At 70.2% G+C, this 23,355-nt stretch carries 22 protein-coding genes and 3 pseudogenes; 16 read left to right on the forward strand and 9 right to left on the reverse strand.

The annotated features are described in order from the left end of the window. Both ACFWP5_RS43930 and ACFWP5_RS43935 read left to right on the forward strand, forming a co-directional pair. A pseudogene (locus ACFWP5_RS43930) lies at positions 1 to 308 on the forward strand (metallophosphoesterase); the annotation flags it as partial. A gap of 67 nt (positions 309 to 375) precedes the next feature. Beyond that, on the forward strand, positions 376 to 1,404 hold the full coding sequence (locus tag ACFWP5_RS43935; protein ID WP_384170378.1) for an LLM class flavin-dependent oxidoreductase: 1,029 nt from the start codon (positions 376 to 378) through the stop codon (positions 1,402 to 1,404). Positions 1,405 to 1,467: 63 nt separating this feature from the next. On the opposite strand, the gene ACFWP5_RS43940 is transcribed toward ACFWP5_RS43935, so the two are convergent. Further along, positions 1,468 to 2,448 (reverse strand): TauD/TfdA dioxygenase family protein, encoded by a 981-nt coding sequence (locus ACFWP5_RS43940; protein ID WP_384170380.1) that lies wholly within the window; start codon positions 2,446 to 2,448, stop codon positions 1,468 to 1,470. 175 nt (positions 2,449 to 2,623) lie between these two features. Between ACFWP5_RS43940 and ACFWP5_RS43945 the strand changes: the two genes are divergently transcribed. After that, positions 2,624 to 3,454, forward strand: coding sequence for an aldo/keto reductase (locus tag ACFWP5_RS43945; RefSeq protein WP_384170382.1), 831 nt, complete (start codon positions 2,624 to 2,626; stop codon positions 3,452 to 3,454). A 133-nt stretch (positions 3,455 to 3,587) separates the two neighbouring features. After that, complete coding sequence (locus tag ACFWP5_RS43950; RefSeq protein WP_384170384.1) at positions 3,588 to 4,022, forward strand: cupin domain-containing protein; 435 nt, start codon at positions 3,588 to 3,590, stop codon at positions 4,020 to 4,022. A gap of 57 nt (positions 4,023 to 4,079) precedes the next feature. On the opposite strand, the gene ACFWP5_RS43955 is transcribed toward ACFWP5_RS43950, so the two are convergent. From ACFWP5_RS43955 to ACFWP5_RS43965, 3 genes are all read right to left on the reverse strand, one after another. Further along, complete coding sequence (locus tag ACFWP5_RS43955; protein WP_384170386.1) at positions 4,080 to 6,431, reverse strand: SpoIIE family protein phosphatase; 2,352 nt, start codon at positions 6,429 to 6,431, stop codon at positions 4,080 to 4,082. Positions 6,432 to 6,495: 64 nt separating this feature from the next. Further along, positions 6,496 to 6,963 (reverse strand): peroxiredoxin, encoded by a 468-nt coding sequence (locus ACFWP5_RS43960; protein WP_384170388.1) that lies wholly within the window; start codon positions 6,961 to 6,963, stop codon positions 6,496 to 6,498. Further along, entirely contained in the window at positions 6,960 to 7,340 is a 381-nt protein-coding gene (locus tag ACFWP5_RS43965) for a DoxX family protein (RefSeq protein ID WP_384170390.1), read from the reverse strand. Before ACFWP5_RS43965 ends, ACFWP5_RS43960 begins: the two co-directional genes overlap by 4 nt. A gap of 118 nt (positions 7,341 to 7,458) precedes the next feature. Between ACFWP5_RS43965 and ACFWP5_RS43970 the strand changes: the two genes are divergently transcribed. The 9 genes and pseudogenes from ACFWP5_RS43970 to ACFWP5_RS44010 all read left to right on the forward strand — a co-directional run bounded on the left by ACFWP5_RS43970 (position 7,459) and on the right by ACFWP5_RS44010 (position 15,000). After that, positions 7,459 to 8,088, forward strand: coding sequence for an HAD family hydrolase (locus ACFWP5_RS43970; RefSeq protein WP_384170392.1), 630 nt, complete (start codon positions 7,459 to 7,461; stop codon positions 8,086 to 8,088). Between the two features lie 46 nt (positions 8,089 to 8,134). Next, positions 8,135 to 9,301 carry an acyl-CoA dehydrogenase family protein gene (locus tag ACFWP5_RS43975; RefSeq protein ID WP_384170394.1) on the forward strand — a complete coding sequence of 389 codons (1,167 nt, stop codon included), beginning with the start codon at positions 8,135 to 8,137 and terminating at the stop codon, positions 9,299 to 9,301. Continuing rightward, positions 9,302 to 9,886: pseudogene (locus tag ACFWP5_RS43980) on the forward strand (SDR family NAD(P)-dependent oxidoreductase); the annotation flags it as partial. 140 nt (positions 9,887 to 10,026) lie between these two features. After that, positions 10,027 to 10,101 (forward strand): SDR family oxidoreductase, encoded by a 75-nt coding sequence (locus tag ACFWP5_RS43985; RefSeq protein WP_384170420.1) that lies wholly within the window; start codon positions 10,027 to 10,029, stop codon positions 10,099 to 10,101. Positions 10,102 to 10,215: 114 nt separating this feature from the next. Further along, positions 10,216 to 11,016: a FadR/GntR family transcriptional regulator gene (locus ACFWP5_RS43990; protein WP_384170396.1), complete on the forward strand. Its 801-nt coding sequence runs from the start codon at positions 10,216 to 10,218 to the stop codon at positions 11,014 to 11,016. Positions 11,017 to 11,098: 82 nt separating this feature from the next. Continuing rightward, positions 11,099 to 11,899 carry an enoyl-CoA hydratase/isomerase family protein gene (locus ACFWP5_RS43995; protein WP_384170398.1) on the forward strand — a complete coding sequence of 267 codons (801 nt, stop codon included), beginning with the start codon at positions 11,099 to 11,101 and terminating at the stop codon, positions 11,897 to 11,899. Positions 11,900 to 11,901: 2 nt separating this feature from the next. Continuing rightward, positions 11,902 to 13,068, forward strand: a complete 1,167-nt coding sequence (locus ACFWP5_RS44000; RefSeq protein ID WP_384170400.1) for an acyl-CoA dehydrogenase family protein — start codon at positions 11,902 to 11,904, stop codon at positions 13,066 to 13,068. 11 nt (positions 13,069 to 13,079) lie between these two features. Beyond that, a complete protein-coding gene (locus ACFWP5_RS44005; protein WP_384170402.1) occupies positions 13,080 to 14,228 on the forward strand; it encodes an acyl-CoA dehydrogenase family protein in 1,149 nt (382 codons plus the stop codon). 46 nt (positions 14,229 to 14,274) lie between these two features. Next, the gene (locus tag ACFWP5_RS44010; protein ID WP_384170422.1) at positions 14,275 to 15,000 is read left to right on the forward strand and encodes an SDR family NAD(P)-dependent oxidoreductase; all 726 of its coding nucleotides are present in this window, start codon (positions 14,275 to 14,277) and stop codon (positions 14,998 to 15,000) included. Between the two features lies 1 nt (position 15,001). On the opposite strand, the gene ACFWP5_RS44015 is transcribed toward ACFWP5_RS44010, so the two are convergent. Both ACFWP5_RS44015 and ACFWP5_RS44020 read right to left on the reverse strand, forming a co-directional pair. Next, positions 15,002 to 16,252, reverse strand: a complete 1,251-nt coding sequence (locus ACFWP5_RS44015; RefSeq protein WP_384170405.1) for an amidohydrolase family protein — start codon at positions 16,250 to 16,252, stop codon at positions 15,002 to 15,004. Next, complete coding sequence (locus ACFWP5_RS44020) at positions 16,246 to 17,280, reverse strand: CoA transferase (protein WP_384170407.1); 1,035 nt, start codon at positions 17,278 to 17,280, stop codon at positions 16,246 to 16,248. The genes ACFWP5_RS44015 and ACFWP5_RS44020 overlap by 7 nt, the downstream gene beginning before the upstream one ends. A gap of 346 nt (positions 17,281 to 17,626) precedes the next feature. Between ACFWP5_RS44020 and ACFWP5_RS44025 the strand changes: the two genes are divergently transcribed. Further along, entirely contained in the window at positions 17,627 to 18,388 is a 762-nt protein-coding gene (locus ACFWP5_RS44025) for an enoyl-CoA hydratase/isomerase family protein (protein ID WP_384170424.1), read from the forward strand. Positions 18,389 to 18,473: 85 nt separating this feature from the next. On the opposite strand, the pseudogene ACFWP5_RS44030 reads toward ACFWP5_RS44025, so the two are convergent. Together ACFWP5_RS44030 and ACFWP5_RS44035 are read right to left on the reverse strand one after the other, a co-directional pair. Further along, a pseudogene (locus ACFWP5_RS44030) lies at positions 18,474 to 19,331 on the reverse strand (phosphotransferase family protein); the annotation flags it as partial. Further along, positions 19,265 to 20,581, reverse strand: a complete 1,317-nt coding sequence (locus ACFWP5_RS44035) for an acyl-CoA dehydrogenase family protein (protein WP_384170409.1) — start codon at positions 20,579 to 20,581, stop codon at positions 19,265 to 19,267. The pseudogene ACFWP5_RS44030 and the gene ACFWP5_RS44035, both read right to left, overlap by 67 nt. A 145-nt stretch (positions 20,582 to 20,726) precedes the next feature. On the opposite strand from ACFWP5_RS44035, the gene ACFWP5_RS44040 reads away from it, so the two are divergent. Both ACFWP5_RS44040 and ACFWP5_RS44045 read left to right on the forward strand, forming a co-directional pair. Beyond that, entirely contained in the window at positions 20,727 to 21,392 is a 666-nt protein-coding gene (locus ACFWP5_RS44040; protein WP_384170411.1) for a TetR/AcrR family transcriptional regulator, read from the forward strand. An 87-nt stretch (positions 21,393 to 21,479) separates the two neighbouring features. Beyond that, positions 21,480 to 22,541 carry a dihydrodipicolinate reductase gene (locus ACFWP5_RS44045; RefSeq protein ID WP_384170414.1) on the forward strand — a complete coding sequence of 354 codons (1,062 nt, stop codon included), beginning with the start codon at positions 21,480 to 21,482 and terminating at the stop codon, positions 22,539 to 22,541. A gap of 69 nt (positions 22,542 to 22,610) precedes the next feature. Here ACFWP5_RS44045 and ACFWP5_RS44050 read toward each other — a convergent pair whose 3' ends face one another. Beyond that, positions 22,611 to 23,132 (reverse strand): MarR family winged helix-turn-helix transcriptional regulator, encoded by a 522-nt coding sequence (locus ACFWP5_RS44050; protein WP_384170417.1) that lies wholly within the window; start codon positions 23,130 to 23,132, stop codon positions 22,611 to 22,613. Positions 23,133 to 23,355: the final 223 nt, after the last annotated feature.

Here is a 23,355-nt window from a genome sequence, read left to right on the forward strand (position 1 = left end):
GGCCCTGCGGCAGCTGGGGCCCGTCGTACGGCGACTCCTCGTACTCGTCGAGGTCGGCGTCGATGTCGGGTTCCAGATCGGAGACCGCCGCCGACCGCCGCTCGCGCTTCCGCCTCCCGGTGCGCAAGATCTACACGCAGCTCTTCTCGCCCAGCTCGGTGACGTACAGCCCGCCGTTCTTCAAGTGCTTCCTACGGCTGGACGTCACTCCGGACGCGGTCCGCCTGCGCTGTTTCGCGGCCACCGGCAACCGCGACCAGGAGATGGACCCGCCGGTCGAGGACGAGATCACCATCCCGCTGAGCTGATCACACGCCCGCAACGTTCGCCTGTCACAATCGGGACAGAACTGACGTACGACCGCCGGAGGAGCCCGTGCCGCCCACCTCACGCCCGTTGCGGAAGCTGGGCTTCCTGACGATCGGCCTCTTCGACGAGGCCGATCCGCGCCGGGGCCACGAGTCGACGCTGGAGATCATCGAACTGGGCGAGCGCCTCGGTTTCGACAGCGCGTGGCTGCGCCACCGCCATCTCCAGTACGGCATCTCCTCCCCCGTCGCGGTCATGGCGGCGGCCTCGCAGCGCACCAGCCGTATCGAGCTCGGCACGGCGGTGATCCCGCTCGGCTGGGAGAACCCGCTGCGCCTGGCGGAGGACCTGGCGACCGTCGACATCCTGTCCGGGGGCCGCATCAACCCGGGCGTGAGCGTGGGCCCGCCGATGCACCTCGACCAGCTCAAGGACGCGCTGTACCCCGACACGGCCGACACCGAGGACTTCGGCTACGAGCGGGTGCGGCGGCTGCTGGACTTCGTGCGCGGCAAACCGGCCACCGACTTCAGCGGGGTCGAGGGCTTCGAGGTGTTCTCGGACAGAGTTCAGCCGCACTCCCCCGGTCTGGGCCGTCGCCTCTGGTACGGCGGCGGCAGCGCGGGCTCGGCGGAGTGGGCCGGTGAGCACGGGATGAACTTCCTGACGAGCAGTGTCGTCAAGGCCGAAGGCCCGGACGAGTCAAGGGACTTCGCGGAGATCCAGCTCTCCCACATCCGCACGTTCCGCGCCCACCACCCCGACGGCGACGCCGCCCGCGTCTCCCAGGGCCTGGTGGTCATCCCCACCGACTCCGCTTCGCCCGAACAGCGCGCGAAGTACGAGGAGTTCGCCCGCAAGCGCACTCCCCGTACGACGTCACCGCAAGGGCCGGCCCGGCTGATGTTCGCGCCGGACATCGTCGGCACCTCGGAGGAGATCGCCGAACTCCTGCACGCGCACGCCGCGTTCAGGGAGATCGACGAGGTGGCGTTCGCGCTGCCGTTCACCTTCGAGCACGAGGACTACGTGCAGATCCTCACGGACATGGCGACGAAGCTGGGACCGGCGCTCGGGTGGCAGGCGTCCGCCTGACGGTTCGGACAGGGAGGCCGCCACCTGACGGCTCGGGTGGCAGGCCTCCGCCCGGCCTCGACCTCACCAGCGGCCCGGCTCAGTGCCGACGATCGGCTCCGAGGGCTTGCCGTCCACGCCGACCGGTATGTCCCCGGTGACCATCACCCGGTGCATGGTCCGCGGGAAGCCGAGGTGGGCGTTGTCGCTGGGGGCGAGGTGGATGGTGGCCCGGTTGTCCCAGAAGGCCACGCTGCCCGGCTCCCAGCGGAACCGGACGGTGTACTCGGGTCGGGTCGCCTGTGCGAGGAGCATCTCCAGGATCGCGGCGCTCTCCGCGCGGGAGATGTCGGTGATCTGCTCCAGGTAGTAGCCGTTGACGAACAGCACCCGCTCCCCCGTCTCGGGGTGCACCCGTACCAGCGGGTGCACCGAGGCGACCTGGTGGTCCAGGAGGTGGCGGACGTACGCGTCGTCGCCGGGCCGCGGCTGGTAGCCGACGCCGAGCCGGTGCTCGGCCCGCAGCCCGTCCACGAACTCCCTTACCGGCTGCGACAGTCCGGCGTAGGCGGCCGCCAGATTCGACCAGGTGGTGTCGCCGCCGTACGGCGGGACGGTCTCCGCGCGCAGGATCGTCGCGGCGGGCGGGTCGACGCGGGCGCCGTGGTCGCAGTGCCAGCCGCGCAGGAGTGTGTGCCGGCGCCGCTCCAGCCACTCCTCGTGCTCCATGCCGAACCGGCCGCCCAACTCCAGCCGGTCGGCGGTCGTCTCGACCTCGGGGAAGCCGGCCGGTGACGCGCTGCCGCGCCGCCCGGGCACGACGGGTTGCCCGAACCGGCGCGCGAACGCCACATGCCCGGTGTGGTCGAGCCGTTGCCCGCGGAAGAACACGACCTTCCAGCGCAGTACCGCCGCCCGGATCGCGGCCACCACGGCGTCGTCGAGTTCACCGGCCAGGTCGACACCGGTGATCTCGGCCCCGATGTGCCCGGAGGCCGGCCGCACCTCCATGCCGTCCACCCGCACCGCCTCGTCGGTCGTCGTACCGCCGCTGTCCGTCGTCATGCCCGCTCCGTCGTCGTGCGTGCCCGGCCGGTCGTCCGTACCGGGCCCTCCCTACCGGGTCGTACCCAGGTCGTACGGGTTCCAAGGAAGATCGTGTCAGCGATCCCCGCACAAGGCGACAGGGGTTCCGGTCGCCCATACTGGGTGTACCGCACAGTCAAGGGAAGGTCCGACCGTGATCAGCATTCCAACGCACACGCTCAACGACGGAACGAAGATCCCCGCCATCGGCCTGGGCACCTGGCCGATGGACGACGCGACGGCCGAGGAGGCCGTCGACGGTGCGTTGCGCATGGGCTATCGCCTGGTGGACACGGCGACGAACTACCGCAACGAGACCGGCGTCGGCCGTGGCATCGCCCGCAGCGACGTGCCGCGCGAGGAGATCCTCGTGACGACGAAACTGCCGGGCCGCCACCACGGCTACGAGGAGACCCTGGCCTCCTTCGAGGAGTCCCGGGCACGGCTCGGCGTGGAGTACGTGGACCTGTATCTGATCCACTGGCCGCTGCCCCGCGTCGGCAAGTTCGTCGATTCCTGGAAGGCGATGATCAAGCTCCGCGAGGAGGGTCTCGTCCGGTCGATCGGCGTCTCCAACTTCACGCCCGGGCACATCGAGCAGTTGGAGAAGGAGACCGGCGTCCTGCCCTCCGTCAACCAGATCGAGCTGCACCCGCTGTTCCCGCAGGACGAACTGCGCGCCTTCGACACCGAGAAGGGCGTTCTCACGGAGAGCTGGAGTCCTCTCGGCCGCGGTTCCGAGCTGCTGGACGACCCCGCCGTGGTGACGGTCGCCGAGGCCTTCGGTGTGACACCGGCCCAGGTGGTGCTGCGCTGGCACACCCAGCTCGGGGCGATCCCGATCCCCAAGTCGGCGGACCCCGACCGGCAGCGCGCGAACCTCGACATCTTCGGCTTCGAGCTCGGCCCGGCCCAACTGGCCGCCATCGCCGACCACACGCCGCAGCGGCTGGGCGGGGACCCGGAGACGCACGAGGAGTTCTGAGAGTACGGAGAGCTTCGGGAGTTCCAGGAGTCTGAGAGTTCCGGGGGTGGAAGTCGGCGTTTCTGCCCCCAACTCGCCTTCCCTGCCTCTATGTTCACGGCGGAGGCTCAAGATCTCACCGGAAGGCTCTCGTATGCGCACCGCGTTCCGTACCGCCGTGACCGGGTCGGTGGCCGCCGCCACCCTGCTGATCGGCGGCACCGCCCAGGCGACTCCGGCGGGGCCCGGCGTCACCGCCCGGCTGATCAGTCAGACCACGATCGGCGACACCGACTACACCCTGCGCGAGATCACCATTCCGCCCGGCCAGGCCACCGGCTGGCACTACCACGACGGTCCCCTGTACGGCTTCATCAAGCAGGGCACACTCAGCCACTTCGACTCCAGCTGCGCCTCCGACGGCGTGTACCGGGCGGGCAGCCCCATCCAGGAACCGGCCGGTTCGGGCAACGTGCACATCGGCCGCAACCTGGGGAACACGCCTCTCGTCCTCGACGTGCTGTACGTCCTGCCGCACGGAGCGCCGTTCTCGGAGGACGCGCCGAACCCCGGCTGCCCCTTCGAGTAAGCGATCAGATCGGCGAGTGGTCCGGTCGTTGAGCGGTCCGGTCGTTGAGCGGTCCGGTCAGTCCGGCGGCAGCGGCTGTTCGGCCCAGATGGTCTTGCCGCTGCCGGTCTGCCGGCTGCCCCAGCGCTGGGTGAGCTGCGCGACGAGGAGAAGTCCGCGTCCGCCCTCGTCGTAGACATGGGCGCGGCGCAGGTGCGGTGAGGTGGAACTGCCGTCGGAGACCTCGCAGATGAGGGCGCGGTCGCGGATCAGGCGGAGCTGGATGGGCGGTTCGCCGTACCGGATGGCGTTGGTGACGAGTTCGCTGACGACGAGTTCGGTGACGAAGGACTCCTCGTCCAGTCCCCAGGCGGTGAGTTGCTCGGTGGCGGCCTGCCGGGCCCCGGCCACGTGCGCGGGGTCCGGTTCGATGTCCCAGGTGGCGACCCGGTCGGCGCCCAGTGCCCGGGTGCGCACCAGGAGCAGGGCCACGTCGTCGCTGGGCTCCTCCGGCATCACGGCCTTCAGCACCGAGTCGCACAGCGCGTCGAGCGATTCGGCGGACGCGGTGAGCGCGCGGCACAGTTCGGCGGTGGCGTGGTCGACGTCGCGGTCGCGGCCCTCGATCAGACCGTCCGTGTACAGGGCGACGGTGGCACCCTCGGGCAGCTCCAACTCCACTGCCTCGAAAGGGAGTCCGCCGACGCCGAGCGGTGGTCCCGCGGTCATGGGGACGAGGCTCGCGGTCCCGTCGGGCAGGACGACGGCCGCCGGTGGATGTCCGGCGGCGGCCATCGTGAGGCGGCGCGAGACCGGGTCGTAGACGGAGTAGAGGCAGGTGGCACCGAGCTCCGCGACCTCGTCGCCGGTGTCGTCCGTCGCGAGGTGGGTCACCAAGTCGTCGAGGTGGGTGAGGAGTTCGTCGGGCGGCAAGTCCACGTCGGCGAGGGTGCGGACGGCCGTACAGAGGCGGCCCATGGTCGCCGAGGACGGGATGCCGTGCCCGACGACGTCGCCGACGACCAGGGCGACCCGGCTGCCGGACAGCGGGATGACGTCGAACCAGTCGCCGCCGATGCCCGCGAGCGATCCGGAGGGCAGATAGCGGTGGGCCACCTCGACCGCCGCCTGCCCGGGGAGGTCTCTGGGCAGCAGGCTGTTCTGCAGAGCGAGGGCGGTGGAGCGCTCGCGGGCGAAGCGGCGCGCGTTGTCGATGCAGACGGCGGCCCGGCTGGCGAGTTCCTCGGCGAGTACGGCGTCGTCGGCGGCGTAGTCGTCCGGGTGGGCCATGCGGACGCCCACCGCGACACCGAGCGTGGTGCCCCGCGCCCGCAACGGCACCGCGATCATCGAGTGGACGCCCTCACGGTGCGAACTGCCCTCGGGGGAGCGGGCGTTGCGGTCCGCGACCCAACGCACGAAGTCGGGTTCGCCCGCCTGACTGCGCACCGCCCGTCCCTCGCGCAGGGCACGCACAGGTGGCGAGGACGGCTCGTAGACGTCCGTCTGCCCCAGGCGCACGGCGGCGCCCGGCGTGCCCTCGGCGACGGAACCGTGGGCGACACGCCGCAGTACGATCTCGCCGTCCTGGGCCGGCGGTGGTTCGTCCGCGCCGAGTACCCACGGGAGCAGGTCCACGCTGGCGAAGTCGGCGTAGCGCGGCACGAGGATCTCCACCAGTTCCTCGGCGGTGCGGACCACGTCGAGGGTGGTGCCGATGCCGGCCGCCGCCTCGTTCAGCAGGGCCAGCCGCTGTTGGGCGAGGTACTGCTCGGTGCTGTCGAACGCCGCGAGGGCGACCGCGGTCGGCTCACCGGAGTCGTCCTTGAGAGGCCACATCTCGATGCTCCAGGCGTGCTCCCGGTTCAGGGCGGGAGCGCCCGCCCAGCTGTTGTAGCGGACCGGTCTGCCCGTCTCGGCGACCATGCGCAGGTTGGTCAGGAAGCTCCGGCTGTGCTCGGCGTCCTCGACGCTCTCCGGGAAGAACCGGCCGATCAGGACGTCCTCGGGCACGCCCATGACCCGGCAGGCGACGTCGTTGAGGCGGAGGTAGCGCTGCTCGGTGTCGAAGACGGACAGCGACATCGACGCCTGCTGGAAGGCCTGCTCGGTCAAGCTGAGTGTGGGTGCGGGTGCGGGTGCGGCGAGGGGTTCGGCGGTGAGGACGTATCCGTCCGGTGCGCCGTCCGCGCCGAGTACCGCGCAGGCCCGCACGGTGAGCGGGAGCCGGGATCCGTCCCGGTGCCGTAGGACCAAGGTGCCCGCCAGCGCGGCCAGGGCCGTGGTGGAGGGAGGTTCGGCGAGGAGTGCCCCCACCGACCGTCCCACGGCCTCCTCGGCCGGGTATCCCGTCAGTGTCCGGGCACCCTCGCTCCACCCCGTCACGATGCCTCGGGCATTGATGACCGCCGCGGCGGAGGCCTGCTCCATATCGTCCAGGATGGTCCCTTTACCGCGCCGCATCAACCGCGATACGGCATTTGCGGCCCCTGTGTCACTTCCGGTGGGCGCGGAGTGCGGCGAGGGCGCGGTCGGCGTGGGTGTTCATCCGCAGTTCGCTGGAGACGACCTCCAGGATCGTCCGGTCCTCGCCGATGACGAAGGTGGCCCGCTTGGTCGGCGCCAGCGAGAATCCGCGCTTCACCCCGAACAGCTCCCGGATCGTGCCGTCGGTGTCCGAGAGCAGCGGCATGCCGAGGGTGTTCTTCCCGGCGAACTCCCGCTGTTTGTCGACGGAGTCACCGCTGATGCCCACGGGCCGCGCGCCGACGGCCGCGAACTCGGCGGCCAGATCACGGAAGTGGCAGGCCTCGGCGGTGCAGCCGGCGGAGAGGGCGGCCGGATAGAAGAACAGCACCACCGGCCCCTCGGCGAGCAGTTCCGTGAGGCCTCGTTCCGCGCCGGTCTCGTCCGGCAGCGTGAAGTCCTCGACCTTGTCACCGACGTTCAGTCGTCCCGTCATGACCGTCCCTCCCCATTCTTCGCGACACTACGGGCCCACAGTACGAGAGGTACCTGCAGGGGCAGCCGCCCGATCGCGGCCGCCTTCTGGGGCGTCGGCCGGTCCCGCCAGTCCAGCGCCATCTTCACGTTGGCGGGGAACACGCCCACGAAGAATCCCGCCGCGGCCAGCGCGGCCGTACGCCGGGTACGCGGCACCGCGATCCCCGCGGCCAGCGCCAGCTCGACGACACCGCTCGCGTACGTCCAGGCGCGGGGCGACCCCGGCAGGGCGCGCGGGATCGTCGCGTCGAACTGTCTCGGCGAGGCGAGGTGGGCGACCCCCGCGGTCGCCAACAGACCGGCGAGCAGCAGCGACGAGCGTTCGGACCGTGGCACGGTTCCTCCTCTGATGGCCTGCCGCGCGATGTTACTCCACGGTAGACGGGCGGTGACGGTTGACCTTGCCCAAACGTCAGACCTGACAGTCGTGCGGAGACGAACGAGAGGAACCCGCATGAACGCGCGCTGTCTGATCCTCGACATCGGCGGTGTCCTGGAGCTCACGCCCCGCACGGGCTGGCTCGCCCGCTGGGACGAGCGCCTCGGCCTCCCGCCGGGCACGGCGGACCGACGAATGGCCGACGTCTGGGAGGCCGGAGAGATCGGGACCATCGCCGAGAACGAGGTGCGCGAGCAGGTGGCCGCCCGGCTGGGACTCGGCCCGGTGGACACCGAGTCCTTCCTGGCCGACCTGTGGGACGAGTACCTGGGCACCCCGAACACCGAACTCATCGACTACGTGGCGGGGCTGCGCCCGCGCTGCCGGCTGGGCATCCTCAGCAACAGTTTCGTGGGCGCCCGCGAGCTGGAGTCGGCGGCGTACGGTTTCGACCGGCTGGTCGACGAGATCGTCTACTCGCACGAGACCGGCGTCCGCAAGCCCGACCCCCGGGCCTTCGCCATCGCCTGCGCCCGGCTCGAAGTGCGGGCCGGCGACTGCCTGTTCGTCGACGACTTCGCTCCCAACGTCGAAGCAGCCCGCGCCACGGGGATGCGGGCGCACCTGTTCGAGGACAACGTCGGCACGGTCGCGCGGATCGCCGCACATCTGGACCCACATCCGGACCCTACAGTTTCGGTCTGACCTTTGATATGTTTCGCAATCGGAACCGGAGAAGGGTCCACAGTCCATGGACTTTGAGCTGACCGAGGACCAGGAAACGATCCGCAAGTCCGTCGCCGGACTGCTGCGTGACTACGACGACCAGTACTGGATGGAGAAGGACCAGACGCACGAGTTCCCGACGGAGTTCTACGACACCGTCGCGGGCGGCGGCTGGCTCGGGATCACGATCCCGGAGGAATACGGCGGCCACGGCCTCGGCATCACCGAGGCCAGCCTGCTGCTGGAAGAGGTGGCGCGGTCGGGCGGCGGCATGAACGCGGCCAGCGCGATTCATCTGTCCATCTTCGGCATGCATCCGGTGGTGGTGCACGGCTCCGAGGACTTGAAGCGCCGCACACTCCCGCGCATCGCCTCCGGCGACCTGCACGTCTGTTTCGGCGTCACCGAACCGGGCGCGGGACTCGACACCGCGAGCATCACGACGTACGCACGACGGGACGGCGACCACTACGTCGTCAACGGCCGCAAAGTGTGGATCTCCAAGGCCATGGAGTCGGAGAAGATCCTGCTGCTGACCCGGACCAGCAAGGCCGACGAGGTAACCAAGAAGACCGACGGGATGACGCTCTTCCTGACGGACATCGACCGCGACCGGATCGACATCCGCCCGATCCCGAAGATGGGCCGCAACGCCGTCACCTCGAACGAACTCTTCATCGACGACCTGCGCGTCCCGGTCGAGGACCGCGTCGGCGAGGAGGGCCAGGGCTTCCGGTACCTCCTCGACGGCCTCAACCCGGAACGCATGCTGATCGCCGCGGAGGCCCTCGGCATCGGCCGGGCCTCGCTCGACAAGGCCGTGCGGTACGGCAAGGAGCGCATCGTCTTCGGTCGCCCCATCGGCATGAACCAGGCCATCCAGTTCCCCCTCGCGGACTCCCTGGCCCACCTCGACGCCGCCGAACTCGTGCTGCGCAAGGCGACCTGGCTCTACGACAACGGAAGGCCCTGCGGGCGGGAGGCGAACACCGCCAAGTACCTGTGCGCCGACGCCGGATTCACGGCCGCCGACCGGGCCCTGCAGACCCACGGCGGCATGGGCTACTCCGAGGAGTACGGCGTGGCCCGCTACTTCCGCGAGGCCCGCCTCATGCGCATCGCACCGATCAGTCAGGAAATGATCCTGAACTACCTGGGATCACACACGCTGGGACTCCCGAGGAGCTACTGAATGACCGACAGCACAGGGCTGTTCGACCTCACGGGACGGTCGGCGCTCGTCACCGGCGCCGGGGGCGGCATCGGTTCCGCGGTCGCCGAGGCGCTGGCGCGCGCGGGTGCCGCGGTGCTGGTGACCGACGTCGACGAGCCGGCCGCCGCGGCCGTCGCGGGGAAGATCAACGCCGCGGGCCTGACGGCGGACAGCGCCGCACTCGACGTACGGGACCGGTCCGCCGCCGACGCCGCGGTGGCCCGCGCGGCGGCGCTCGCCGACGGGACGCTGCACATCCTGGTCAACAACGCCGGGGGCATCGCCCCTGCCATGTTCGACAAGCTGGAGGAGGAGGCGTTCCGGCGCGTCCTCGACGTCCATGTGATGGGCACCTTCCACTGCGCGCAGGCCGCGCTGCCGTTCCTGCCGGACGACGGGAAGGGGCGGATCATCAACGTCACGTCGTCTGCGGGCCTGGTCGGCACGCTCGGGCAGGTCAACTACTCGGCCGCGAAGGCGGGGATCATCGGCCTGACGAAGTCCCTGGCCCGCGAACTGGCGCGCCGGCGCATCCTCGTGAATGCCCTGGCGCCGCTGGCGGCCACCCCCATGACGGAGACCATCCGCACGAACGAGAAGTTCGCGGCCACGATGCTCGCCCGCATTCCGCTGGGCCGGTGGGCCGGTGGGCCGGTGGGCCGGTGGGCCGGTGGGCCGAGCCGGCGGAGATCGCGGGCAGTTTCGTGTTCCTCGCCTCGGACGCCGCTTCCTTCATCACCGGGCAGGTCCTGCCGGTGGACGGCGGCATGGTGATCTGACGGGCGGCGCGCATGCTGTGCGGCACGGTGATGTGACAGGCGTCGCGCGCGCTGTGTTGAATGGTTCAGCCAAAGAGGCCGAAGAGCGCGGCTTCCGACGAGAGGCCTGAACCTGTGCAGAGCGCCGAGCACCCTTCCCGCACCGTCCGGAAGCGCGCCGCGGCCGGTGAACCCCGGCCGCGCTTCGACACGCTCACCGTCCCCAAGGCGTCGGACGTACTGGCGGCGGAGGTGCGCGAGCGGATTCTCTCCGGTGAGTTCACGGAGGGCACGGCGCTGCCGCCGGAACGGCAACTGGTCGAGCAGACGGGGCTGAGCCGTGCGACGGTGCGCGAGGCGCTGCGCATCCTGGAGGTCGAACGGCTGCTGGAGATCAGGCCGGGGCGCGGGGGCGGTGCCTTCGTGCACCGGCCCGGCCGTGAATCGCTCGCCAACACCGTGCGGTTGGTGATCCGCGGGCAGCGGATCCGTCTGGAGGACCTGCACGAGACCCGGGAGGCGATCGAGCCGGCGTGCGCGGCACTGGCGGCCAGGCGTCGCACGGACGCGGACCTCGCGGAGCTGGACGACGCCCACGCGGACCTCGTCGCGGCGGGCGAGGACATCCAGCGCTTCCTGCGCGCCAACATCAGCTGGCACAACGCCGTGGCGAGGGCCGGTGAGAACGAGCTTCTCATCGGGTTCATGAGCGCTCTCTCGCAGTCGATCCACGCGGCCACCAACATCGAGCAGTTCATGGACGCGGACATCCGCAAGCTCACCGCCCGCGCGCATGCCCGGATCGCCGAGGCGATCCGGGACCGCGACAGCGAGGCGGCGATGCGCCGGATGACGCGCCATGTGTGCGGCTTCGCCCGGGCGGCCGCCGAGGTGGACCGCCGGGGCGGCGTGGAGCTCACCGATTCCGAGAACTGACCCGGCCGAACCTGAGAATGTGATTCTCTTCTTCGTGCAACACCATTGACAGTATCGGTCTGACCTTTAATACCATCGCGGTATGAGCAAGGTGAGTCCCGTACTGACCGTGGCCGCCGACGGAGACGTCCGCATCGTCACCCTGAACCGCCCCGACCGGCTGAACGGCGTGTCCGAGGAACTGCACCGACGCCTGTCGGAGGTGTGGCGCGAACTCGCGGACGACACCAAGGCCCGGGCCGTCGTCCTCACGGGCGCGGGACGGGCGTTCAGCGCCGGCGGCGACTTCGACCATCTCCTACGGCACCACACCGACCCGGAGCTGCGGGAGCGGTCGATCCGTCTCGACCGCACCATCCAGACGGAGATGATCCGCTTCCCGCTGCCGGTGATCGCCGCCGTCAACGGCCCGGCGGTGGGCCTGGGTTGTAGCCTCGCCCTGGCCTGCGACCTGGTGCTGATCGCCGAGGACGCCTACTTCGCGGACCCGCACATCTCGGTGGGCCTGGTGGCCGGCGACGGCGGAGTCACCCTGTGGCCGATGCTCACCAGCCTGCTGCGTGTGAAGGAGTACCTCTTCACCGGGGACCGCATCCCCGCCCCCAAGGCGGTCGAACTCGGCCTCGCCAACCGCACGGTCCCGCCCGACGACCTGATGCGCGAGGCACTCGCCCTGGCCCACCGGCTCGCGGCACAGCCCGCCGAGGCCCTCCGCGCCACCAAGTTGGCCCTCGCGGCGGTCGTCGAGCAGGTGTCGCGCGGCGGGATGGAAGCGGCGCTGATGGCCGAGCGGGCCACGATGACCAGCCCGGACCACATCCGCATCATCACCGAACTCGCGTCCCGCGCCGAACGGCGCGCGAACCTCCCTGAGGAGAACTGAGCGTGGACCGCGAGGAGTTCGTCCTGGTCCGCGACATGGTGCGCTCAGTCGCGACCCGGTTCGGCGTGACCTCGGCGGACGAGGTGAAGCCGTCGACCCGGACCGCCGCCCAACACGCCCTGGACGAACTGGGTTTGGCAGATCTACGGCGCACCTCTCCCCCGGCGGCGACCGCACAGGAGTGCGCGCTGCTCGCGGAGGAACATGGCCGCCACCCACTCACGACGTCCCTGCTCGGCACGGTCCTGCTGGCCCCCGAACTGCTCCGCCTGCTCGGCGACGACAACCCGCGATCGACCTCCACCATCGCGCTCACCCGCGAACTCCGCTTCCCCGGACGGACGCCGACAGATCTCGTCGCCTGGGACTGCGAGGGAGCCGACAGCGCGCTCTGCGTCACCGCCGACGGGACGGTCAGCAGGGTCGAGTTGGGCCGGGCGGCACCGAGCACGGACCTCGTGCGCTCGGTTCGGGCGGTGCCGTCAGATGCTCCCGTGGAGGTCGTCGGCCGTCTCGCCACGCCGGACCACCTCCGTTGGGAGGCCTACGCACTTGTCGTCGTGACGGCCGAACTCGTCGGCGCGGCAGGCTCGTTCGTGGAACAGGCGGTGCAATACGCCCGCGTCCGCCGCCAGTACGGACAGGCCATCGGCTCCTTCCAGGCCGTACAGCATCTCCTCGCGGACGCGACGGTTCTGGTGGAGGCGTGCATCAGCGTCACGCGTTACGCGGCCTGGTGTCTCGACAACGAACCGCCGGAGCGGGCCCTGGCGGCGGCGCGTGTCGCCAAGGCGGAGGCCAACTCCTCGGCGCTGGAGGCGGTTTACGCGGGGATGCAGGTCTTCGGCGGCATCGCGCAGACGTGGGAGCACATCGCGCACGTGCTGCGCAAGGCCGGCATCGGTCTGCAGGAGGTGGGCGTCTTCGAGGTCAACGAGGCCTTCGCACCGGTCCCGCTCGCCTGGCTGGCCGAGACCGGCGCGGACCCGGCGCTGCTCAACCCGCTCGGCGGCGCCATCGCGCTCGGACACCCACTCGGCGCGTCCGGCGCCGTCCTGATGACCCGCATGATCCACCACATGCGGGACCACGGGATCCGCTACGGCCTCCAGACCATGTGCGAGGGCGGCGGCACCGCCAACGCCACCGTCGTCGAACTCGCCTTCTGACAGGGGATGCTGTGCGCCGAGACGTCTTCACCGACGACCACGAGGCGTTCCGCCGGCTCGCGCGGGACTTCATCGGCAACGAGGTGGTCCCCCACTACGCCGAGTGGGAGGAAGCCGGTCGGCTTCCCCACGCACTCTTCGAACAGCTGGGCTCGCTCGGCCTGTTGGGCACGGCCGTCCCCGAGGAGTACGGCGGAGCGGGCCTCGACGACTACCGCTACAACGTCGTCCTCCAGGAGGAATCGGCCCGCGCCCTGGTGACGTTGGGCACCGTGCGCACTCAACTCGACGTCGTGCTCCCGTACTTCCTCACCTACGCCGACCGGGATCAGCGCGAGCGCTGGTTCCCCGGCCTTGCCTCCGGGAAACTGCTGACCGCCATCGCGATGACCGAGCCGGGCACGGGCTCCGATCTCGCCGGGATCCGTACGACCGCCGTGCGCGACGGGGACTCGTACGTTCTCAACGGCGCGAAGACCTTCATCACCGGCGGGCTCCTCGCCGACCTGGTGATCGTCGTGGCCCGTACGTCGACCGACCCGGACAACCGCCGCGCCGGGCTCACCCTGCTGGTCGTCGAGGACGGCATGCCCGGCTTCACCCGCGGCCGGGTGCTGCACAAGCTGGGCATCAAGGTGCAGGACACGGTGGAGTTGGCCTTCGACGACGTACGGGTCCCGGTCGCCAACCGACTCGGCGAGGAGGGTGCCGCGTTCGGCTACCTCGGCCACAACCTGCCGCAGGAGCGGATGACGGTGGCGGTCGGCTCGGTCGCGCAGGCACGAGCGGCCCTGGACACGACCATCGCATACGTCAAGGAGCGCACGGCGTTCGGGAAGACGGTCGCCTCCTTCCAGAACACCAAGTTCGAACTCGCCGCCGTGGCCGCCGAGATCGAGGCCGGACAGGCGATGCTGGACCGGGCGGTGCTCGAACTCGTCGCGGGCGAACTGAGCGGACCCGACGCCGCCAAGGTCAAACTGTTCTGCACCGAGATGCAGGCCCGCGCGGTCGACCGCTGCCTGCAACTGTTCGGCGGCTATGGCTACATGCTGGAATACCCCATCGCCCGGCTCTACGCGGACGCACGCATCACCCGCATCTACGCCGGGACCAGCGAGGTCATGAAGGTCATCATCGCCAAGTCCCTCGGATTGTGAGGCGGTTACGGTGCCGGACTTCTCCAGCAGACCAGGTGTCGCGTTCGTGGCGGGCGGCTCGGGCGGGATCGGCGCGGCGGTCGTCCGACTCCTCGCCGAGCGCGGCAGCGACATCGTGTTCACCTACCGGGCCAACCAGGAGGCGGCGGACGCGGTGGCCGGCGAGGTCACGAAGCTGGGCCGTCAAGTCCGGTCGATAAGGGTCGACTTGACCGACGAGTCCGCCACAGCCGAGGCCGTGTCCGAGACGACGGGTGGCATCCACACGCTCGTGTACGCGGCGGGCCCACACGTACCGATGAGGCACCTCAGCAAGGTGACGCCGAGCGAGTACCGTGCCCAACTCGAAGGCGACGCCGTGGCGTTCTTCAACCTGGTGCATCCCGCGCTGCCGTTGTTGCGCGAGAGCCGGGGCAACATCGTCGCCGTGACGACCGTCGCCACCCGCCGCTTCCCGGTACGGGACGGGCTGTCGTCGGGTGCGAAGGGTGCGGTCGAGGCGGTGGCCCGGGCGCTCGCCGCCGAGGAGGGCCGGTACGGCGTCCGCGTGAACTGCGTGGCACCAGGCATGCTCAACGACGGTATCGCCGGGCGTCTGATCAGCTCCGGCGAACTGGACGAGGCCGCGCTCGCCGTCACCCGGCGCAACATCCCGCTGCGCCGCTTCGGCGATGCGACCGACATCGCGGAGGCGGTCGCGTTCCTCGCCTCGGACCGGGCGGGGTTCATCACCGGGCAGGCGTTGGGAGTTGACGGCGGGTACAGCGTGTAGCTCAGGAGGGGCCGATGGGCCGGCCTGCCACGAACGCGGCACGGACCAGTCCGCCCGACAGCGAGCGGAGGGCCTCGCGGAGCGGCACATGGAGCAGGCACAGGTCGGCGGCCGACCCGACCGTCAACCGGCGTCTCCGCGCCGGGTGTTGGGGCTCGCCGGTGAACAGCCGTAGAGCCGCCTCGGGTTGGAGTCGCTCCCCGTCGTCCCGTTCGGTCGCGGCCCGCATGACCGCCCAGGGGTCCGGGGTGCCGTACGGTGCGTCGGTGCCGGCGGCGAGCGGGACGCCCGCTTCGATCAGGGTCCGGCAGCGGTAGAGGTGGGGCCGGTCGTCGGCATCCACGTCCGTGGCGTACGCGGCGCCCCGCTCGACCGGAAAGTGGGGCTGGGTCACGACCGTCACGCCGAGCCGCCGCAGCCACGGAATCGTCTCGGCCGGGATCACCGACCCGTGCTCGATCCGGTCGCCGTCGGCCGGGCCCGCCTCGTCCAGGGCGACCAACGTCACCAGCAACTGCACCCGGGTCACACAGTGCACGGCGACCGGCCGAGGCCTGATCTCCCCTATAGTGCGGGCGAGTTGGGCGGGAGTGGGGAGCGTCGGATCGTCGAGCATCAGCTTCACGGGCTCGTTGACGCCCATCACCAGGAGCCGTTGTGGGAGGACCGACAGCATCTGGGTGAGCCCGCTCGCGGGGTGCGGGTCGGCGTTGGTGAACCCCGTGACGCCGAGCGCGGCAGCCCGCCGCCCGACTCCCTCCAGATCCAGCCGTACGGGCGGCACAAACCCGCGCAGCCGCTCGTCCTCGCGCCAGAACCGCCCGTCGCCGTCCAGCCCGACCGCCCGAAGCGCGGCGCTGTTCCAGACCCACAGCGCGCCGGTGCGATGCTGCACCCGCACCGGCCGATCCGGCGCGAGGGCGTCCAGCACCCACCGGTCCAACTCCCCCGCGACACTCTCGTGATATCCGACCGCCCGCACCCACTCCCCCACCGGCCCACTCACCAGGGCGGCCGCAAACGCCGTACGGTCCCGAACGTCCGTCGGCCCGACGCGCACCGAGGCGGCTTCGGCGGCCAGCGCCGCGAGGTGTACGTGGTGATCGTGCAGCCCCGGCAGCAACGCAGCGCCCCGACCGTCCACGTCACCCGGCCCCGTCTGCCCAGGCCCGATCTCGGCGATGTGCCCATCCTCGATCCGTACGTCCACCACCGCCTTGTGGTCCTCGACCTCCACGTTTCTGATCAGCACGGTGGCTGGACCCGGGTTCGTGCGTCCGCGAGTGTCGCGGCGCAGGCCGCCATGGAGACGCAGAGCAGTTCTCCGCCTCCCGCGGCGAGGGAACGGGCCGCGGCGTGCGCGGCGAAGACGCCGGTGACGGGATCGGCGAGCGCGTCTCCCAGGAAGACGGGGTCGCCGTTCGGGTCGATGCCGGTCAGGCCGCCGGCCACGGAAGCGTCATCTCCGAAAGCGATACGGTCGTTCTCGCGTCCGTATCCGGTGATGCCGACCCACACCCGGCCGGGGCGGGCGGCGAGGAACTCCTCGGCGTGAAGCCCGAGTCGGCGCAGTGCGCGCGGCCGTGACGCCTCGATGACGACGTCGGCCTCGGCAACGATCTCGTCCAGCGCACCTGGGGCGAAATCGACGACCAGGTTGTCGTGTCCGTCATGCAGCCAGCGGTAGAAGGCCGGCGTCCCGAAGCGCGCACCGTCGGGTCGCGTCGCGCTCTCCACCTTCACCACCCGAGCGCCCGCCAGCCCCAACAACCTCGCGCACAACGGCCCCGCCCACAGCGCGGAGAAGTCGACGATCCGTATCTCCGCCATCGCGCGGGGGACACTCCGTTCACCCCACCGCTCGGCGTGAACCGCAGGGCGTGCGCCTTGGGCCGATCCGGGTACGGCGGCAGCAATACCGAGCAGCTGCGCGGCCTCGACCACTTCGGCCGCCGGGACCCGTCGTACCGCCGACTGCAAGCCCCCGCGCTCTCCCGGTGAACCGAGGAGTGCCAGTAGTGCGGGGACGGCGGCCAGGTCGTCGGGGCGGGCCAGGTTCGCGGCGGCCCAGCCGTCGGTGGCTTGGAGGAGATGGCAGGAGCCGTTGGCGGATGTCCTGCCCGGGGGTTCCAGTCCGGCCAGTTGGGCCCGCAGGAACAGAGCGGTCGGCAGGTCGACCGGCACACCCGTCAGGTCCGTGAACGAGCGGGCGACGTCGGTGAGGGGGGCCAGGAACGGCTCGACGGGGTCCATCCAGGTGCGGAGAACGTGATTCTCCATGAGTCGAACCCCCTTCTCTCCCAAGGTGATCTCAAATTACACTCCGGTCCACACCTGGAGGGAGATCACTGTGGAGTCGCCCTTCGTGATCGTCGACCTCGATCACGCTCCCGAGGACCACACGCCCGAGCATGAAACGGAAGTGCAAGACCGGGACCGCGTCGTGGTCGGCGTGGCAACGGAACCCCGGGATGCGGTCGAGGGATTCGACATCCTCCTCACCGGTGTTCCCGATCCGCCCAGGCCGTGGGTGGGGTGCGTGGATCCGCATGCCACCGCCGGACAGCTGGGTCGCCTCGTCGAGAGTCGGCCCGCCGCGTCCGTCGCTCTGGTGCAGGTACTGCGGATGGGCGGCGCCCTCTCGATTCCCGACAGGCTGATTCTCGAATCCCTCGCGTACTCGACGCTTCAGGGCGGAGCGGCCTTCCGGTCCTGGCTGGCCGCCGCGCATCGGCGTACACTCCGCCCCGCCGAGACTCCCGTACGGCTCGGCCGTGACGGTCCCCGGCTGTCCATCACGCTGGACCGGCCCTGGGTGCGCAACGCGTTCGACGCGGCGACGCGGGACGCACTGTGCGAGGCACTCCAGGTGGCCGTGGCCGACCCGTCGATCAGTCGCGTCGATCTGTACGGCAACGGTCCGGCCTTCTGCAGTGGCGGCGACCTCGCCGAGTTCGGTACGTCGCGTGATCCGGCGCAGGCCCATCTGGTGCGGATTCATCGCAGCCCGGGCGCGCTGCTGCACCGTTGCGCTCCCCGGGTGACCGCGCATCTGCACGGCGCGTGTGTCGGCGCGGGGATCGAGCTCGCGGCTTTCGCGGGGCGGGTGGTTGCAGCGCCGGACACGGTGATGCGGTTGCCGGAGATCGGGATGGGGCTGATCCCGGGTGCGGGCGGTACGGCGAGCATCCCGGTCCGGGTCGGCCGGGAGCGGACGGCGTATCTCGCCCTGTCCGGCGCGAAGTTGAGTGTCGGGTCGTCGCGGCGAGTTCGGCCGCCTGGGCGGCCATCTGCAGGACGACGTCGCCGTAGTGGGCCATCTTCGGGTTGCCGCCCTCGCCCTTCACGTGCCGGGCGTAGCCGCCTTCGAGGACCACGGCCATCTTGAACCGGGCGAGGATCACGTAGTAGTCGATCTCGCTGACGTCGCGCCCGCTGACCTTGGCGTAGTGCTCCAACAGGTCGGCGCGGTCGGGCATGCCGGTGTAGTCGACGTACCCCGTCCGGGTCCGGTCCTCGTCGACGTCCGGCCAGCCCATGATCACCCAGCCGAGGTCGAGCAACGGGTCGCCGACGGTGGCCATTTCGAAGTCGACGAGGGCCGCGAGCCTGGCGGGTGCGCCGTGCTGGAACATGACGTTGGCGAACTGGTAGTCGCCGTGGATGATGCCGGGTTCCCAATGGGCGGGCCGGTGTTCTCGCAACCAGGCAGCGGCGTTCTCCAGGCCGGGTATCTCGCGGAACGTGAACTTGGCGAGGTGGGCGAGCCAGCGGTCGACCTGCCGGTCGTGGAAGCCGTCAGGGCGGCCGAAGCCCTCAAGGCCCTGGGGCCGCCAGTCCACGTTGCCCAACTTGGCGATGCCCTCGACGAGTTGGTACGCGAGGCCGGGGCGCAGGGACAGATCGTCGAGGAACGGTTCGGGCCAGCCGTCGGAGTTCATCGGCGACCAGCCGTCGACGTGCGCCATGAGATAGAAGCAGGAGCCGAGCACGCTTGTGTCGTCGCAGACGGCGATCGCCTCGGGGTGGGGGACGTCCGTGCTGTTGAGAGCCTTGAGAACGCGGTATTCGCGGAGCATGGTCTCGTTGCGCCCCGGCGGGACCTTCTCCGGCGGTTTGCGCAGCACCATGGTCCGGTCGCCGCGCCGGATGCCGTAGATGTCGTTGGAGGTACCGCCGGAGATGTACGAGGTCTCGACGGGTTCGCCGGGGGCGATGCCCTGGCCGTCCAGCCAGCGGGCGAGCGATTCCGTGTTCGCGAGCGTCACAGCAGGTCCTCCAACTGCTTCCGGGCCCATTCGCGGCGGGTGGGCAGGTGCTGGGTGGGCCATAGGCCGGGGGCCGCTTCGTAGCCGCGCAGGACGTCACGGGCGACCGTGATCTTGTGGACCTCGGTGGGCCCGTCGACGACCGCCATGACGGCAGCGCCGTTCCACATGTCGGAGAACGGCATTTCGTTCGACACACCGAGCGCGCCGTGCAGATGCATGGAGCGGTACACGACGTCGTGCAGCACCTTCGGGGTGAGGAACTTGATGGCGGCGATGTCCTTACGGACCCGCTTGTAGTCCTGGTAGCGGTCGATCTGCCAGGCGGTGTAGAGCACGAACAGCCGGAACTGGGCGAGTTGGGCGTAGGAGTCGGCGAGGTCGGCGCGCACGAGTTGTTTGTCCGCGAGCCGCTCGCCCTGGGTCTCGCGGGACAGGGCCCGCTCGGCCATCATGTCGAGCGCCTTCTGGCTCTGGCCCACGACCCGCATCGCGTGGTGGACGCGGCCACCGCCGAGCCGGGTCTGGGCGATCGCGAAGGCCTGGCCCTCGCCGCCGAGCAGCGCGTCGGCGGGGACGCGGACGCCGTCGTAGGCGATGAGTGCGTGCATGCCCTCGTCGGTGGCCTCGCCCATGATGCCGAGGTGGCGCTCGATGCGGACGCCGGGGGTGTCGCTGGGCACGAGGAACATCGACATGCCCTTGTAGGGGCTGACGTCGGGGTTCGTCACGGCCATCACGATGACGAACTTCGAGGTGCGGGCGTTGGAGGAGAAGAACTTGCGGCCGGTGATGACCCAGTCTCCCCCGCTCTCGGCTCCGCTCGAGCGGGAGGTGCCCCCATCGTCACGTTCGGCGCGGGTGGTGAACATCGTGGGGTCGGCGCCGGCCTCGGGTTCGGTCATGGAGAAGCAGGAGAAGCACTCGCCTTCGAGCAGTGGCTGGAGGTAGCGCCCCTTCTGCTCGTCGGTGCCGTAGCGGGCGATGATCTCGGCGTTTCCGGTGTCGGGAGCGGCCGTGCCGAAGATGACGGGGGCCCAACTCGACTGGCCCAGGATCTCGTTGATGAGCGCCAGCTTGACCTGGCCGAAGCCGCGCCCGCCCAGCTCGGGTCCGAGATGCGGTGCCCACAGACCCTCGTCACGGACCTGCTGCTTCAACGCCCTTACGACGGGACCGAGTTCGTCATCGAGCGGGTGGTACGCCCGGTCAGGGTAGAGCAGGTCCAGCGGCTCCACACGCTCGGAGCGGAATTGCCGGATCCACTCCAGTTTCTCCTCGAACTCCGGCTCGGTGGAAAAGTCCCATGCCATGTCAGACGAACCTCCTGCCAACCCGGACGGATGGCGGTGAGAATACCATTCTCATCTCACGCAAGTAAGGGTCTCGGAACTTGCAGTGCGTCCTTCGGTAGGGGAAGCCGGGGCGTTACCGCTGAAGTGGAGTATCGTTCTTCAAGTGACAGCTGTCCCCGAAGAACAACCAGCCTGGCGCCAGCGCGCCGTTGAGCGTTCCACCCGTGCCGCCAAGCTCCGCGCCGAACAACGTGTGCAGCGCTTCCTGGACGCGGCGCAGGAACTCATCGCGGAGAAACGGACGACGGACTTCACGGTCCAGGAGGTCGTGGACCGCTCCAAACAATCACTGCGCAGCTTCTACCAGCACTTCGACGGCAAACACGAGCTGCTGCTCGCCCTGTTCGAGGACGCGCTGTCCAAGTCGGCGGCGGAGATCCGCGAGGCGGCCGGCTCCCAGTCGGATCCGCTCCAGGCGCTGCGACTCGCCGTGACGATGCTCTTCGAGCAGTCACTGTCCAACCCCGGCGTGGAACGCCCGTTGTTCAGCGACTTCGCACTGCAACTCCTCGTGAAGCACCCCGCGCAGGTGGCGACCGCCCATCTCCCCCTGCACCAGGTGTTCTCGGAGTTGGTGGAGCAGGCGGAGGACGCCGGTGTCATCCCCGCCGGGAAGCCCCGCCGTCAGGCCTCGATCCTGATGCAGACGGTCATGTTCGTCGCGCAGGGCAACGGAGTTCCGGCCGGCAGCCACGCGGCGGCGGTCAACGCCGAGGAGGTCTGGCAGTTCTGTCTCGGCGGCCTCTCGGGCGTCCCCGTGCGCAACTGACGGACGCCTGACGGGCATCCGCCGACGTAATTGACGCCCTCCACAGCGGAGAGTACGGTTCTCGCCCACCGGATCGGGAGGTGGGCGATGACCGAGCCGCTACGGCATGGAGTGCGGCGCTACCGGGTCGTGCAGTGGGCCACCGGGAACATCGGTGCCCGCACGATGCGTGCCGTACTGGAGCATCCGAACCTGACCTTGGCAGGGGTGTATGTCCATACGCCGGCCAAGGCGGGCCTGGACGAGGGTGAGTTGAGCGGGGGCGGCCTCGGCACCACCGGGGTTCTCGCGACGCACGACATCGACGAGATCCTGGCGCTCGGTGCCGACTGCGTCCTCTACACCCCGCGCACCTGCGATGTCGACGAGGTGTGCACGTTGCTCTCGTCAGGCGTGAACATCGTGTCGACGCGCGGCGAGTTCCATCACGCGCCCAGTCTGGACCCGGTCACGCGGAAGCGGATCGAGGACGCGTGTGAGCAAGGCGGGACCTCGGTTCACAGCACGGGCAGCAGTCCCGGATTCATCACGGAGGCGCTGCCGCTGGCGCTGACCTCGATCCAGCGGCGGCTCGACGCGCTGACGGTCGACGAGTTCGCGGATCTCTTCCAACGGGACTCCCCCGGGCTGCTGTTCGAGGTGATGGGCTTCGGCCGGCCCCCTGCCGAATTCGGTGAGCAGCGCCTGGCCGGACTGCGCGACAGCTTCGGCCCGTCGCTGCGGCTGCTCGCCGAGGCGCTCTCGACACCGCTCGACTCGGTGGAAGCGGTCGGCGAGGTCGCGACTGCCCGGCGCACCACCCGAATCGCCGCGGGCACCCTGCCCGTTGGCACGGTGGCCGCGCAGCGGATCACCGTGTCCGGCCTGCGGAAGGGCCGACCCCTGCTGCGGTTCGGCGCCAACTGGTACTGCACCACCGACCTCGACCCCGCCTGGGATCTCCGCGCCACCGGCTGGCATGTCGCGGTCGAGGGGGACGCGCCGCTCGACGTCGACCTGCGGTTCCCGGTGCCCCTCGACCGGATGGCCGCGATGTCCCCGTCGTACACCGCGAACCGTGCGGTGAACGCCGTGCCGTTCGTCTGCGCGGCAGCCCCCGGAATCCGATCCACGGCCGACCTCCCGCAGATCGTCGCCGACCTCGGGTGACATCGGCGCGCCCCGGGCCCGGGAATCAGACGGCCCGTACCCGGCGCTCAGTCGATCCGTACCCGGAACTCAGACGGTGCCGGCCGGCGTCACGACCTCCGGCTCACCCTCCTCGTCGATCGCGTACTTCAGGAAGTCGTCGACCATGCGGTGGAACAGCGTTGCCAGTTGCTGCAGTTCGTCCGTCGACCACTCCGAGAGGGCCATTTGCATACCGCGCGCACCGGCGTCCCGGACGTTGCGGACGGCGTTGCGGCCGGCCTCGGTCAGCTCGATCCGCTGGGCCCGGCGGTCGTCGGGGTCGGGCACGCGGGTGACGTAGCCGGACTTCTGCAGCTGTTGCACCGTCCGCGTCACATGCGAGGCCTCGACCCCGAGGCGATGGGCCAGCTCCCCGGGGCGCAGCGGGTCGGAGTCGGCGACCTGCCGCAGCAACGCCACCGCCGCACGATCCAGGGGCACACCGGCGAGGGCCATCAGCCGGTCGTGCTGGCGGGCACGCGTGCTCAGGTAGGTGATCCGAGTGAGGGCTCGCTCGATCTCGGTCACCTCCGGGGAGGCGGGGGCTTCGGGGATCGCTGGTGTGGACATGGGACCCACTTTACCATATTGTTGCGTAACTCAAGTAAGTTACCGCGTTCGTTTGGCGCGCCTACTGCGGAGAGAGTACTTCCCGGGCGTCCCGCCGCTCCGCCGCCCCCACTCCCCCCCCCGTACCCCCCCCCCCCCCCCACCTCAACGACCTGTAACCCCGGCTAGTTGGGCGCCCACAACCCCTAGGAGTAGTGCCACGTGTCCCCGGCCGCCAGGGGGA

The organism is Streptomyces sp. NPDC058469 (assembly GCF_042721125.1).
Lineage (GTDB): Bacteria > Actinomycetota > Actinomycetes > Streptomycetales > Streptomycetaceae > Streptomyces.

Bases quoted from the DNA above. Each gene is read 5' to 3' on its own strand.
- ACFWP5_RS43940 (WP_384170380.1), bottom strand. From the start codon at position 2,448: ATGACGACGGACAGCGGCGGTACGACGACCGACGAGGCGGTGCGGGTG.
- ACFWP5_RS43950 (WP_384170384.1), top strand. From the start codon at position 3,588: ATGCGCACCGCGTTCCGTACCGCCGTGACCGGGTCGGTGGCCGCCGCC.
- ACFWP5_RS43955 (WP_384170386.1), bottom strand. From the start codon at position 6,431: ATGGAGCAGGCCTCCGCCGCGGCGGTCATCAATGCCCGAGGCATCGTG.
- ACFWP5_RS43960 (WP_384170388.1), bottom strand. From the start codon at position 6,963: ATGACGGGACGACTGAACGTCGGTGACAAGGTCGAGGACTTCACGCTG.
- ACFWP5_RS43970 (WP_384170392.1), top strand. From the start codon at position 7,459: ATGAACGCGCGCTGTCTGATCCTCGACATCGGCGGTGTCCTGGAGCTC.
- ACFWP5_RS43975 (WP_384170394.1), top strand. From the start codon at position 8,135: ATGGACTTTGAGCTGACCGAGGACCAGGAAACGATCCGCAAGTCCGTC.
- ACFWP5_RS43995 (WP_384170398.1), top strand. From the start codon at position 11,099: ATGAGCAAGGTGAGTCCCGTACTGACCGTGGCCGCCGACGGAGACGTC.
- ACFWP5_RS44020 (WP_384170407.1), bottom strand. From the start codon at position 17,280: ATGGAGAATCACGTTCTCCGCACCTGGATGGACCCCGTCGAGCCGTTC.
- ACFWP5_RS44025 (WP_384170424.1), top strand. From the start codon at position 17,627: ATGGGCGGCGCCCTCTCGATTCCCGACAGGCTGATTCTCGAATCCCTC.
- ACFWP5_RS44035 (WP_384170409.1), bottom strand. From the start codon at position 20,581: ATGGCATGGGACTTTTCCACCGAGCCGGAGTTCGAGGAGAAACTGGAG.
- ACFWP5_RS44045 (WP_384170414.1), top strand. From the start codon at position 21,480: ATGACCGAGCCGCTACGGCATGGAGTGCGGCGCTACCGGGTCGTGCAG.
- ACFWP5_RS44050 (WP_384170417.1), bottom strand. From the start codon at position 23,132: ATGTCCACACCAGCGATCCCCGAAGCCCCCGCCTCCCCGGAGGTGACC.